The sequence below is a fragment of the Stenotrophomonas sp. STK17_22 genome (assembly GCF_051983905.1).
GTDB classification, from domain to species: Bacteria; Pseudomonadota; Gammaproteobacteria; order Xanthomonadales; family Xanthomonadaceae; genus Stenotrophomonas; species Stenotrophomonas maltophilia_A.
This window is the reverse complement of the sequence record NZ_CP197010.1, coordinates 4,238,899-4,252,231: the sequence shown is the minus strand read 5'-3', so window position 1 is coordinate 4,252,231 and position 13,333 is coordinate 4,238,899. Positions and strand designations below refer to the sequence as shown.

Annotated in this window: 10 protein-coding genes and 1 tRNA gene; 2 read left to right on the top strand and 9 right to left on the bottom strand. The window is 65.8% G+C overall.

The features are described from left to right. Positions 1 to 101: 101 nt before the first annotated feature. From ACSYS9_RS19845 to fdnG, 9 genes are all read right to left on the bottom strand, one after another. Complete coding sequence (locus ACSYS9_RS19845; RefSeq protein WP_071228189.1) at positions 102 to 1,247, bottom strand: Fic family protein; 1,146 nt, start codon at positions 1,245 to 1,247, stop codon at positions 102 to 104. Between the two features lie 182 nt (positions 1,248 to 1,429). Continuing rightward, positions 1,430 to 2,509 carry a selenide, water dikinase SelD gene (gene selD, locus ACSYS9_RS19840; protein ID WP_071228190.1) on the bottom strand — a complete coding sequence of 360 codons (1,080 nt, stop codon included), beginning with the start codon at positions 2,507 to 2,509 and terminating at the stop codon, positions 1,430 to 1,432. 26 nt (positions 2,510 to 2,535) lie between these two features. Next, a tRNA-Sec gene (locus ACSYS9_RS19835) sits at positions 2,536 to 2,631 on the bottom strand. Between the two features lie 24 nt (positions 2,632 to 2,655). Beyond that, complete coding sequence (selB, locus tag ACSYS9_RS19830; RefSeq protein ID WP_071228200.1) at positions 2,656 to 4,587, bottom strand: selenocysteine-specific translation elongation factor; 1,932 nt, start codon at positions 4,585 to 4,587, stop codon at positions 2,656 to 2,658. Continuing rightward, on the bottom strand, positions 4,584 to 6,008 hold the full coding sequence (gene selA / locus ACSYS9_RS19825) for an L-seryl-tRNA(Sec) selenium transferase (protein WP_071228191.1): 1,425 nt from the start codon (positions 6,006 to 6,008) through the stop codon (positions 4,584 to 4,586). The genes selB and selA overlap by 4 nt, the downstream gene beginning before the upstream one ends. Positions 6,009 to 6,012: 4 nt before the next feature. After that, positions 6,013 to 6,996 (bottom strand): formate dehydrogenase accessory protein FdhE, encoded by a 984-nt coding sequence (gene fdhE / locus ACSYS9_RS19820; protein WP_071228192.1) that lies wholly within the window; start codon positions 6,994 to 6,996, stop codon positions 6,013 to 6,015. 271 nt (positions 6,997 to 7,267) lie between these two features. After that, a complete protein-coding gene (locus tag ACSYS9_RS19815) occupies positions 7,268 to 7,915 on the bottom strand; it encodes a formate dehydrogenase subunit gamma (protein ID WP_071228193.1) in 648 nt (215 codons plus the stop codon). Then, a complete protein-coding gene (gene fdxH / locus ACSYS9_RS19810; RefSeq protein WP_071228194.1) occupies positions 7,912 to 8,829 on the bottom strand; it encodes a formate dehydrogenase subunit beta in 918 nt (305 codons plus the stop codon). Before fdxH ends, ACSYS9_RS19815 begins: the two co-directional genes overlap by 4 nt. Positions 8,830 to 8,839: 10 nt before the next feature. Continuing rightward, positions 8,840 to 11,908, bottom strand: coding sequence for a formate dehydrogenase-N subunit alpha (gene fdnG / locus ACSYS9_RS19805; RefSeq protein WP_143048189.1), 3,069 nt, complete (start codon positions 11,906 to 11,908; stop codon positions 8,840 to 8,842). Positions 11,909 to 12,198: 290 nt separating this feature from the next. Here fdnG and gmk point away from each other — a divergent pair, with 290 nt between their 5' ends. Next, entirely contained in the window at positions 12,199 to 12,864 is a 666-nt protein-coding gene (gene gmk / locus ACSYS9_RS19800; protein ID WP_014038334.1) for a guanylate kinase, read from the top strand. A 110-nt stretch (positions 12,865 to 12,974) separates the two neighbouring features. Beyond that, on the top strand, positions 12,975 to 13,274 hold the full coding sequence (gene rpoZ / locus ACSYS9_RS19795; RefSeq protein ID WP_005410877.1) for a DNA-directed RNA polymerase subunit omega: 300 nt from the start codon (positions 12,975 to 12,977) through the stop codon (positions 13,272 to 13,274). The last annotated feature ends 59 nt before the right edge of the window (positions 13,275 to 13,333 follow it).

The window sequence follows — 13,333 nt, the reverse complement described above, 5'->3', positions numbered from 1 at the left end:
GGTTGGGACGAGCGTGTGATGGGTGATCATTGATCCGCCTGGGTACGCATTTGGGGGATATTCAACGTCTCCCCTTCGATGCGCGGGCTGCGCCTACCTCCCTAGCGCTGCAGCAGTTCGGTGTATTGCTTGTAGCTGAACTGCTGGTTCCGTTTCTGATTCCCGGTACCGACAAGGACGTCAACGCTTTGCAGGACTTTGACAGCCGCGCTGGCGGTGGGAAATGTCACCCCCAGCCTTTCAGCTGCAAATGTAATGGTGAAGCGCGGCATCGTAGGCAGCATTTCGAACAAGCGGATCGCCTGCACCGTGCCGTCTTTCGCAGCCATGACCTTTCTCCGGTCGGCTGCGATGAGTGAGGCGATGTCGATGATGTTTCTTTGGGCGTTCTCGGCGGCTTCGGTCGTGCAGTCGAGGAAGAAGCGGATCCAACTCTCCCAGTCGCCATCGGCGCGGATGGCCGACAGGAGCCGGTAGTACTCGTCTTGATGTTTCTTGAGTTCGCCAGAGACATAGAGCAGTGGCTCCGGCAGCAGCTTCCAGTCTTCCAGCAATGCTGCAATCAGCAAGCGGCCTATGCGCCCATTGCCATCAAGGAACGGGTGGATCGTTTCGAACTGTGCATGGATCAAGGCAATGCGGACCAGAGGAGGAAGGTCTGTCGTAGGCTCGTGGATATAGCGCTCCATCTCACCCAGCAACCGTCCGACTTCCATGTGAGGAGGGGGGACGTAAAGAGCATTGCCTGGCCGGGTACCTGCGATCCAGTTCTGGGAGCGGCGCACTTCACCAGGTAACTTCTGCTCGCCGCGCGCACTGTTCAAAAGGATGCTATGTGCTTCGCACAGCAGGCGCGTTGAGATCGGCAGGCCCCAATCGTGTTTCAGCTGGTCTCGCACATACGCGAACGCTTGCAGGTAATTCGTCACGTCGCTGACGTCTGTGGTACTGGCCACGTCGATTCCGGATTCTTGATCCAGCAGATCCGTCAGTGTCGCCTGAGTGCCCTCCATCTGGGAGGTCAACAAGGCCTCCTTGCGGATGGAGCTGTAGATCAGCCATTCAGCAGAAGCGACCAAACCTGACATGGCGGAGAGCCGTCCCAGCGCCGCCTCGGCTGCCGCATTGGCCATGTAGCAAGCAGGATCAAGGGGCGGCATCGTGGGCGGCAATGGATGGGGCACGAAGGCCTTGACAAGCTCGCCGCCCGAATCGGTGGTGGTGTAAGTGCCGGTGGTCCTGGGCATTTGCGCTCCTGGCGAGGCGTTGTTAAAGGGATCTTTAAGAATCCCGGCCGCTATTAAAGCATGCTTTAATAGTGCTGAGGTTGCTCCCAGTGGCACGTTATCCGAGCAAACCGATGAAGTGGTGCCGCCGCCATGGCTGCGGATCTCAACGACGGGGGATGCGCGCCCGAGGCAAGAACATCTCAAACCACCCTGACGCCCGCCGCTCCCTCGCTCAAGCGCCCCAGCACGGCCGCCTGGCCGAACCCCGCATCGTTGAAGCAGGCCAGCACTGCATCCACCGCCTCCGGAGCGCACGACACCAGTAGTCCGCCGCTGGTCTGCGGATCGGTCAGCAGTGGCTGCCAGTGTGCCGGCAACCCATCGGCGAAGCGCACCTCGGTGCCATACGAGGCCCAGTTACGGTTGGAGGCGCCGGTCACGCAGCCACGCTGCAGCAGCTCCAGCGCCTGCGGCAGCAGCGGCACCTGTGCACTGTCCACCTCGGCAGCGACACCACTGGCGCGGCACACTTCCAGCAGGTGGCCGAGCAGGCCGAAGCCGGTGACGTCGGTCATGGCATGCACGCCGTCCAGCGCGGCAAGGGGCAGGCCCACGCTGTTCAGGCGGGTGGTCGACTCGACCATCTGCCGGTAGCCCTCGGCATCCAGCACTTCTTTCTTCAGCGCCGACGAATACACGCCCACGCCCAACGGCTTGCCCAGCACCAGCACGTCACCGGCGCGGGCATCGGCATTGCGCTTGAGCCGTTGCGGGTCGAGCACACCGATCGCGGCCAGGCCGTAGATGGGTTCCACCGAATCGATGCTGTGGCCACCAGCGACCACGATGCCGGCATCAGCGCAGGCACGTTCGCCGCCCTGCAGGATGCCGCGGATGGTGTCCTGCGGCAGGTTGTTGATCGGCATGCCGACGATGGCCAGCGCGAACAGTGGCCGCGCGCCCATCGCATACAGGTCCGACAGCGCATTGGTGGCAGCGATGCGACCGAAGTCGAACGGGTCGTCGACAATCGGCATGAAGAAGTCGGTGGTGGCGACGATCGCCTGCCGGTCATCGAGGCGATACACCGCGGCGTCGTCGCTGGTCTCGCGGCCGACCAGCAGTTCGACCGGTGCGGGAAGTGCCGGAACCCCGCGCAGCAGTTCGGTCAGCACACCCGGCGCGATCTTGCAGCCGCAGCCACCGCCATGCGCGAGAGACGTCAGTCGTTGCGGGGCATCGGCCGTTGAGGGGGCGGGGGACTGCGCGTGCGTGGCCATGCCGACATCTCCTGCGGAAACACGAATGGCGGAAGGCAGCAGGAGTCGAACCTACCAGGGAACGATCGACGCCCCCTACTGGGTTTGAAGCCCAGCCGCATGCCCGGATGCGCATGCCTTCCGAAAGTATGGCGGTACCGGTGGGCTCAGTCGCGGGCTGCGTTCCACTGCAGGTCGCCGCGCGGCCGATGCTGGTCACCGACGCGTCGAGTGTAGCCAACGCGATTGAAGAACTCCAAGATCTGGATGCTGCGTTTGCGGCCCAGACCGATGGCATCGCGGAAGGCCGCCGCATCCACCGTGCCGCTGGCCTGTGACAGCTGCGCGACGATAGCAGCGAGTTCCCCAATGCGCGCGGGTGAATAGAACAAGTCCGGTATCACCTGGAACATTTCACCACGTGCCGCGGCGCGGCGCAGGACGGCGCGGACCTCGTCTTCGGCCAGTCCGGCGTCGGCGGCCAGGGTGCGCACCCACGGTGGATTGAAGCCACCGGCATGCAGTTGCGGCAGCACGCGTTCCAGCAGAAGGCGTTCGCGTTCCGGAGGCGCATGGTCATGGCCGGGCAGGCGCCACCATGCGCCCACGCGCTGCACCGTGCCATCGGCCAGCAGGTCCTGCAGCAGCGCATTCCAGAGGCTCGCTGCAAGCGAGGGCAGGGTACTGCGCTGCAGGCGCCCGCTGTCGACACCGGGTTCGTCCGGGCGTCGCTCGTGCCAGCCGCGCAGCGAGGTGATCACCTGCTCGCGCAGTGCCTGCCAGTGCGGTGCGAGGATGATCACTGTATCATCGCGGGTCGCGATGCGTCGCGCGTCCTCGGGCAGGTCGATGCGGTCGGCGGCGCGTCGGCAATAGCGTTGCAATGCGGTGAGGGGAATGCCGGCAGGTGCCTGCTGCAGCAGCGGGACAACTCCGGCACCGGCCGCCAGCTGCTCCAGTGCCCCCAGCCAGGCCAGCCGCGCAGGACTGCGCCGACGCCGCTGCGGAGGATCCGGATCGAGCACGACGCCACCGCCCAGCGTGTGGGTCGCGGCGGAATCGCGGGCGATGAAGCGATCGCCACACATCGCGCAGACCTCTGCATCGAACACCAGCTGCACCAACTGACCATCGCCTTGGTCGTGGTCTTCCAGCAGCACTACATGGGCCTGCCGGTGCATCGTGCCCCAGTGGATGTGCAGCGGTGACCAGTCGCGCAACGGTGCGGCCAACGCGGACAGCCGCAGTCGCACATCAACGCGGGTAGTGGCCAGCAGTCCGCGCGCGTCGGCAATCCAGTCGCCACGGCGGATGTCGTCGCGGGCGATGGCGGCCAGGTTCAGCGCGCAGCGTTGCCCAGCCATCGCGTGCTCGCTGGCCTGGTTCTGCGCATGGATGCTGCGCACGCGCACGTCGGTGGCGGCTGGCATCAGCTGCAGATGCTCACCCACCGCGGCGATGCCGCCATGTACCGCGCCGGTCACCAGCGTGCCGTGGCCGGGCAGCGAGAACACGCGGTCCACCGGCATGCGGAACAGTTCGCTGCGCAGTTCGGCCTGGCGTGTGCTGGCATCGTCCGCCGCCCACGCGTGCAGCTGGGTACGCAGTGCGCTGATGCCGGCATCGTCGGGTGCGGTGCTGTTGCAGGCGAACAGAGGGGAATCCTGCAGCGGTGTCGCGGCCAGCAGCGCGGCAATCTCGATCTCGACCCGGGCGAGGCGCGCCGCATCCACACGGTCGATCTTCGTCAGGGCCACCGCACCACGATCCACGCCCAGCAGCTGCAGGATGGCCAGATGCTCGCGGGTCTGTGGCATCACGCCGTCGTCGGCAGCGATCACCAGCAGGGCGACATCGATACCCGTGGCGCCGGCCACCATCGTGTGCACGAAGCGCTCATGGCCTGGCACGTCGACGAAACCCAGCGTCGCAGCCGGGCCTTCGGCGTCCCTGCTTTCCACCGGGACATAGGCGTAGCCCAGTTCGATCGATATACCGCGCGTTCGCTCTTCCTGCAGGCGATCGGTTTCGATGCCGGTCAGTGCGCGCACCAGACTTGTCTTGCCATGATCGATATGCCCGGCGGTGCCGACGATCATGCCTGCAGCGTGCTCCACTGGGCGAGGAAGTCGGCTTCGTCGGCCGGTTCCAGGCAGCGCAGGTCCAGCCACAGCGCGTCATCGGCAATGCGGCCCAGCACGGGCCGCGGCAGCTGACGCAAGCGCTTGGCCAGGCGATCCAGTCCGCCACGGCGCGCGCTGGTAATGCGCAGTCCGGCGCTGGCCAGCTGCGCCTGTGGCTGGGCGCCGCTGCCGATCTGGCTCTGCATTGGTGACCGTTCAAGATCGTAGTCGGCCGCGAGCACGGAACGCATCGGCTGCAGCAGGCGCTGGGCCTGCACATCGAGGTCCTCCTGCGTGCGTGACAGGGTGCGCAGGGTCGGCAGTCGCTGTGCCAGCAGCTCCGGCTCGCGGTACAGGGCCAGCACCGCTTCCAGTGCGGCCAGGCCCATCTTGTCCATGCGCAGTGCCCGCTTCAGCGGGTTGCGGTTGATCCGCGCGATCAGGTCGGCGCGGCCGGCGATGATGCCGGCCTGCGGACCACCCAGCAGCTTGTCGCCGCTGAACGACACCAGGTCGGCGCCGGCCGCCAGCGTTTCCTGCACGGTGGCTTCGTGCGGGAGGCCGAACGTGGCCAGATCGCACAGGCTGCCGCTGCCCAGGTCCACCACCAGCGGCAGGCCATGCTCGTGCGCGATCGCGGCCATCGCCGCGGTGTCGACCTTGGCGGTGAAGCCGGTGATCGCGTAGTTGCTGGCGTGCACCTCCATCAGCAGCGCGGTGCGCGTGCCGATGGCATTGGCGAAGTCAGCCGGATGGGTACGGTTGGTGGTGCCGACTTCCAGAAGCCGCGCACCGGCACTGCGCATCACGTCGGGAATGCGGAAGGCGCCACCGATCTCCACCAGCTCGCCGCGTGACACCACCACGTCGCGGCGGTTGGCCAGGCTGTTGAGCAGCAGCAGGACCGCCGCCGCATTGTTGTTGACCACAGTGGCGGCTTCAGCGCCGGTCAGTTCGCAGATCAATGCCTGCACCCTTGCATCGCGGTCGCCGCGACGGCCGCGGCTGATGTCGAATTCAAGATCCACCGGCGCGGTCATCGCGCGGGTGACCGCGTGCACGGCGGCATCCGGCAGCAAGGCGCGGCCGAGATTGGTGTGCAGCACGGTGCCGGTCAGATTGAACATCGGCTGCAGATCCTGCCGTGCGTCAGCGGCCAGTGCGGCCTCGACTGCTGCCACCAGCGCCGGGCCGTCAACCGCTTCCTGCAGCTGCGTGGCCGAGAGCTGGCCGGCGCTGATACGGTCGCGCAGCACCTGCAGGTGCGAACGCAGCAGCTGGGTGATACGGCTGCGGCCGTGGCCCTCGATCAGTGCTGCCAAGGCAGGCAGACGCAGCAACCGGTCCAGCGAGGGCAGGGCGGAAACCGATGCCGGGGTGGGGGGCGTGGCTGTCATCGCCTCACTCGCCGTCGGATTGCCACAGCAGCGGATTCTGGCTGGCGCGCGCATACCCTTCCTCGCCCAGCAGCAGGTCCAGCGCCAGCGTGCCGAGGTCGTCGGCCACCGGCTCCAGCGACGGGTCTTTTTCCAGATACAGGATCTTGCGGTAGCTGTGGCAGTGGTCGCAGGTCTCGGCACGGACCGCGCTCTCGCGCACCGCCTCGCCGCTGTCGCCGTCCACATCGGCCAGGGCGCGATAGGCGATGTCCTTGCCGGCGGCACCACACTGGCTGCACTGCACGCGTACGTAGTGCCACTGGCAGGCACACAGCGAGCACGACAGGTAGCGGTAGGAGGCATAGGGCGGCCGCGCCTGCACCACGCTGACCACCGGCAGGGTGCCGCACAGCGGGCACAGCCCCGGTGCATCGGCCAGCGGCTTCAGCTCGGTGGGGCGGAAGCTGTCCGCCAGCACCGCCCAGTAGACCTGCAGCGCGTTCATCACCAGCAGCGCAGCCACCGCATCCACCGACGGCGCGTCATCACGCTCCAGCACCGCATGCGCCTGCGCATCCAGCCACCCGTCATCGGCAGCAGCAACGCGCTGCAGTTCCTGGCGGGTTTCCGCCGGCAGGCCGGCTTCTTCAGCGCAGTGCTGGCATAGCGTGCGCAGCCAGCCGCGCCAACAGCCATCCAGCTGAAGTGTGTTGGCCGGCCGCAACGGCATCCCGGCGCCGGCCGCCGCACTCGACTGCTGTGCACGCGCCTGTGCCTGAAGTTCCTCGCGTTGCTGCGGTGTCAGATCCTCCAGCAGCGCCTGCTGCGCATCGGCCAACGCCGCCAGCAGCTGCAGGTAACCACCGATGGCACTGTGTGCAGCCAGACTGCGCAGGCGGTCCGCACGTCCGGCAAACAGGGTCGTGACATCGGGCAGGATGATGCGCGGAACATCGCGCGAGGCCAGCGTCTCGATCTCACCGGGTTCAAGGATGCGTTGCGCCATGCAGGGCCAGCCAGAAGAACCAGGCTCCATCCTCGCCGTTGTCGTCGCTGGCGTCCAGCGTGTCGAGGCAAAGCAGTCGAGCATCGCTCGACTCTACAAAAGCCGGTTTCGATCATTGCCATGTTCATCGTGTCGACCAAGGTCGACACCCACCAAAAGCACCGGGGACCTGTCGAGGGGGACCGGACCCACCCCGCCATCCCTCAGGAAACCCGCTCTTGACGTTGATGTTGACGTTGATCCAGCGGGTGCAGGGCCGCAGGCCCTGCCGCTACCCCTCTTCCCGCCGTCCGCGCAGGATGTCCCGGAACCACTGCCGGTGATGCTTGTACGCCCACCCGTAGGTCACCTTGCCCTGGGTCATCGCCCGCACCGAGCCCTTGATCCAGATCGCTGCATAGATGTGCACCACGATCGCGCACACCAGCACCCAGCCGAACAGCGCATGGGCCAGCATCGCGAAGCGGATCACCCCGATCGGGAAGAAGTGGCTGAAGTACTGCCGCCAGATCACGAAGCCGGTCAGCAGCAGCGCCGACAGGCAACCGATGATCGCCCAGAACAGCAGCTTCTGGCCGGCATTGAAGCGACCCACCGGTGGCAGCTTCTCGTCCTCGTTGCGCAGTACATCGCGCATGCCGCGCATCCACTTGCCATCGTCGGCGGTCGGCAGATTGTCGCGCCACATGCGGAACGCCAGCAGCGCAAAGCCCACCACCATGGCCAGGCCGATGAACGGGTGCAGGATGCGCGTCCATGGCCCACCGCCAAACAACTGGGTCAGCGGGAACAGGGCAGGGTGGAACAACGCCAGCCCGGACAGCGCGGTCAACACGAAGCAGATCGCCACAATCCAGTGATTGATGCGGGTCGGCGCGCGGTAGCGGATGATCTGCCGCGGGTGCGGGGCGTACTTCATGGCCGCTGCTCCTCTTCGATCTTCTTCGCCTCGTGCTCGGCTTCCTCTTCTTCCTCGTCATTGACCGTGTTGCGGCCGATGCCGATGTAATGCAGGAAGCCGGCGAAGGCGGTAGCGGCAATCGCCAGCACGCCCAGCGGCTTGGCCACGCCCTTCCACACCTCCACCATCGGGCTGATGCGCGGGTCCTTCGGCAGGTCGGCATACAGTTCCGGCTTGTCCACGTGCTGCAGCACGTACATCACATGGGTGCCGCCCACACCCTGCGGGTCGTACAGGCCGGCGTTCTCGTAGCCGCGCGATTTCAGGTCTTCCACGCGGCCGGCGGCATGCTCGGTCATTGCCTGCTTGCTGCCGAAGGTGATCGCGCCGGTCGGGCAGGTCTTCACGCAGGCCGGTTCCTGGCCCACCGCCACCCGGTCCGAGCACAGCGTGCACTTGTAGGCCTTGTGGTCCTTCTTGGAGATGCGCGGCACGTCGAACGGGCAACCGGTCACGCAGTAGCCGCAGCCGATGCAGTTCTCTTCCTGGAAGTCGACGATGCCGTTGGCGTACTGGATGATCGCGCCCGGCGACGGGCAGGCCTTCAGGCAGCCCGGATCGCTGCAGTGCATGCAGCCTTCCTTGCGGATCAGCCACTCCAGCTTGCCCTTCTCGTCCTCGTACTCGCGGAACTTCATCACCGTCCACGACTGTTCGCTCAGGTCGGGCGGGTTGTCGTAGCTGCCAACGCAGCTGCCGACCCCGTCGCGCAGATCATTCCACTCCATGCAGGCGACCTGGCAGGCCTTGCAGCCGATGCACTTGCTCACATCGATCAGCTTGGCGACCTGGCCGGTGTGCGCGCCACGCGCCTCCGGCGAGGGCGTGGTGGTGGCCGAGCGGCGGATGATGTCCAGGGATTGCAGTGACATGGCGTGTCTCCTACACCTTCTCGACCTTGACCAGGATGCACTTCGATTCGGGCGTCTGCGAGTTGCCGTCACCGATGGCGTTGGTCAGCGTATTGGCGATGTATCCGGGCTTGGCCGCACCGAGGAAACCCCAGTGGATCGGCACGCCCACCTGGTGCACGGTTCTGCCATCAATCTGCAGGGCCTTGATGCGCTTGGTCACCATCGCCACCGCTTCGATGTGCCCGCGCTTGGAACTGACCCGCACGCGGCTGCCGTTGTTGATGCCCAGCTCATCGGCCAACGCCGCGCCGATCTCGACGAACTGCTCGGGCTGGATGATGGCGTTCAACTTGCCGTGCTTGGTCCAGAAGTGGAAATGCTCGGTCAGGCGGTAGGTGGTGGCTACATGCGGGAACTCGTCCGGCGAACCGATCTGTGCGCGATCGCTGGCGAACACGCGCGCCGCCGGGTTGTTCAACGTCAGTGCCTGGCCCGGGCTGAGCGGGTTGCTGCGCAGCGGGGTATCGAACGGTTCATAGTGCTCCGGGAACGGGCCCTCGGCCATGCCGGCCTTGGCGAAGAAGCGGGCGATGCCTTCCGGATTCATGATGAACGGGCCCATGCCCCCAGCGGGATCTTCATCGGCCTTGAAGTCCGGCACGTCCACGCTGCCCCAGTTCTTGCCGTTCCAGGCCAGCAGCGTGCGCCGCGGATCGAACGGCTGGCCGGCCACGTCACACGAGGCGCGGTTGTACATCACCCGGCGATTGGCCGGCCACGCCCAGGCCCAGCCCAGCGTGTTGCCGATGCCGGTGGGGTCGCTGTTGTCACGTCGCGCCATCATGTTGCCGGTCGGGCCCCAGGCGCCGATGTAGATCCAGCAACCGGAGGACGTGCTGCCGTCGTCGCGCAGGTCGCCGAACGCCGCCAGCTGCTCGCCGGCCTTGCGCACCAGCTTGGTCGGGTCCTTCGGATCGAACACGTCGGCCAGTGCCTTGCCGTTGTATTCCATCGCCAGTTCTTCCGGCGTCGGCAGTTCCGGGTTGGAGTACTTCCAGGCCAGGTCGCGCACCGGCTCCCACCACGCACCGCCGTCCTTCTCGTACATCGCTTTGATGCGATGGAACAGCTCGGACATGATCTCGATGTCGCTGCGCGCTTCGCCCGGCGGGTTGGCCCCCTTCCAGTGCCATTGCAGCCAGCGCGAGGAGTTCACCACCGCGCCGTTTTCCTCGGCGAAGGAAGTGGTCGGCAGGCGGAATACTTCGGTCTGGATCGTGCTCGGGTCGACGTCGTTCAACGCACCGTGGTTCTGCCAGAAGGCAATGGTCTCCGTCTCCAGCGGGTCCATGCTGACCATGAACTTCAGCTTGGAGAACGCGCTGATCAGCTTGCCCTTGTTCGGCGCCGAGGCCAGCGGGTTGAAGCCCTGGCAGATGTAGCCGTGGATCTTGCCCTCGTTCATCAGCTCGTACGCCTGCAGCATGTCGTACGGCTTGTCGAGCTTGGGCAGATGGTCGAAGCACCAGTTGTTGTCGGCGGTAGCGGCGTCGCCCCACCACGACTTCATCAGGCTGACATGGAACTTCGGGTAGTTCTGCCAGAACGACATCTGGTTGGCGCGCAGCGGCTTCTGCGTGCGCTTGGCGATGTAGGCGTCGTAGTCCTGCTCGTCCTGTTTCGGCAGCGTCAGGTAGCCGGGCAGCAGGTCGGACATCAGGCCGATGTCGGTCAGGCCCTGGATGTTGGAATGCCCACGCAAGGCGTTCATGCCACCGCCGGCCACGCCGATGTTGCCCAGCAGCAGCTGCACCATGGTGCCGGCACGCACGTTCTGCGCACCGATCGAATGCTGCGTCCAGCCCAGCGCGTACAGGATGGTCATCGCCTTGTCCTTGCCGGCGGTGGACGCGATCATCTCCCAGACCTGGCGGATGCTGTCGGCCGGCGTGCCGCAGATGCGTTCGACCATCTCCACGGTGTAGCGCGCGTAGTGCTGCTTGAGCAGGTTGTAGACGCAGCGCGGGTCCTTCAGCGTCGGGTCGCTGCGCACGAAGCCATCGTCACCGTAGGCGTAGTCCCAGCTGGAGCGGTCGTAGCTGCGCTTCTCTTCGTTGTAGCCCGAATACAGGCCGTCCTTGAAGGCGAATTCATCCTTCACCAGGAACGACATGTCGGTGTAATTCAGCACGTACTCGTGCTGGATGCGGTCCTCGGTCAACAGGTAGTTGATCAGACCGCCCAGGAACACGATGTCGGTGCCGGTACGGATCGGCGCATACACGTCGGCCACTGTGGCCGAGCGGTTGAAGCGCGGATCGACCACGATCAGCCGGGCCTTGTTGTGTGCCTTGGCCTCGGTCACCCATTTGAACCCACACGGATGCGCCTCGGCGGCATTGCCACCCATGATCAGGATCAGGTCGGCATTCTTGATGTCGACCCAGTGATTCGTCATCGCACCACGGCCTAGCGTCGGGGCAAGACCTGCCACCGTCGGGCCGTGTCAGACACGTGCCTGGTTGTCGAATGCCAGCATGCCAAGGGAGCGCACGACCTTGTGGGTCAGCACCGCGGTTTCATTGCTGGTCGCCGAGGCGGCGAGCATGCCGGTGGTCAGCCAGCGGTTGACCGTCTGCCCGGCCTCGTTCTTCTGCACGAAGTTGGCATCGCGGTCTTCCTTCATCAGCCGCGCGATGCGGTCCAGCGCATCGTCCCAGCTCAGCCGCTTCCACTCGTTCGAGCCCGGCGCGCGGTACTCGGGGTAGAGCAGGCGCGACTTGCTGTGGATGATATCGGCCAGGCCGGCACCCTTCGGGCACAGCGTGCCGCGGTTGACCGGATGGTCCGGGTCACCCTCGATATGGAAGATGCTCGGCTCGGCGTTCTTGGCGCCATCGCCGAGGCTGTACATCAGGATGCCGCAGGCCACCGAACAATACGTACAGGTGTTGCGGGTCTCGGTCGCACGGGTCAGCTTGTACTGCCTGACCTCCGCGAGCGCGATGCCGGGCGCGAAGCCCATCAATGCCAGGCTGGAGCCGACCAGGGTTGTCCCGGTCACTTTCAGGAACTGGCGGCGGCTCATCGATGGCATGCCGTTCTCCTGGGATGGCGGGGAGGCGCAGGCCTCCGGGCTGTCGTTGGGTACGGCCCGGTTATAGCACAGGCCCCCGCACGCCCATGTGGCACAAGGCCCGGCGCCTGCCGGACGGGCGCGCAACGCGGCCGCTCTGGTAAAGTTGCGTGCCCGCCCCCCGGGGAAGCGTCTGCCGGGCCTGGTTCCAGGATGTTCCGCGCAGCCCCCGCCGTCCTGGCGCGATCCTCCGCGCCGGATCTGGAACACCGAGGAAAAATTTTGCGAAATCAACCCGTTGGACTCCGCGCATGAGCGCCCCGTCGAAGCCGTCGGACGCCGTTGCGCGCGGCACGCTGTACATCGTTGCCGCCCCGTCCGGTGCCGGCAAGAGCAGCATCGTCAATGCCACCCTGGCGCGTGACCCGCAGATCGCCCTGTCGATCTCCTTCACCTCGCGCGCGATGCGCCCGGGTGAGGTGAATGGCCAGCACTACCATTTCGTCTCTGCGGAGAAGTTCGAGGAAATGATCGCCGCCGGCGACTTCTTCGAGCATGCCTGGGTGCACGGTGACTGGAAGGGCACCGCCCGCCAGTCGGTGGAGCCGCAGCTGGCCGCCGGCCAGGACGTGCTGCTGGAAATCGACTGGCAGGGCGCGCAGCAGGTACGCCAGCTGGTGCCGGGCACGGTCACCGTGTTCATCCTGCCGCCGTCCAAGCAGGCCCTGCAGGACCGCATGCGCAAGCGCGGCCAGGACAGCGAGGCGGTCATCGCCCAGCGCCTGGGCGCGGCCCGTGACGAGATGCTGCACTTCAACGAGTTCGACTACGTCATCGTCAACGAGGTGTTCGACACCGCCGTGGACGAGCTGTGCGCCATCTTCACCGCCAGCCGCCTGCGCCGGGAGGCCCAGAAGGTCCGCCACGCAGGCCTGATCCAAGCCTTGTTGACCCCCGATCCGGGCGCAACTGACTGATTCCAAAAGAATCGGGTAGGGGTTGGCTTGATTTTGTCCAGCCCCTGCCAGTACACTCCGTCCCCTTTCCCTCATTCGACTGAGCGGCCGACCGGTCGCCGGGAGCCCGTATGGCCCGCATCACCGTAGAAGATTGCCTGGAAGTCGTTAACAACCGTTTCGAACTGGTCATGATGGCTTCCAAGCGTGCCCGCCAGCTCGCCAACGGCGTGCAGGCCACGCTGGACAACAGCGAGACCGAGGACAAGCCGACCGTGCTGGCGCTGCGCGAAATCGCCGCCCGCAAGATCGACAACGCGCTGATCGACGAAGTCGAGAAGGCCGAGCGTGAGCGCGCCGAGCGCGAAGCGCTGGAGTGGGCTGCCGCGGAAGTGGTCGCCGACGAAGACATGTCCAAGAACGACGATTGATCGCATCGATCAACGTAATCGTTGGATGTGCCGAACAGCCCGCCCCGTGCGGGCTGTTT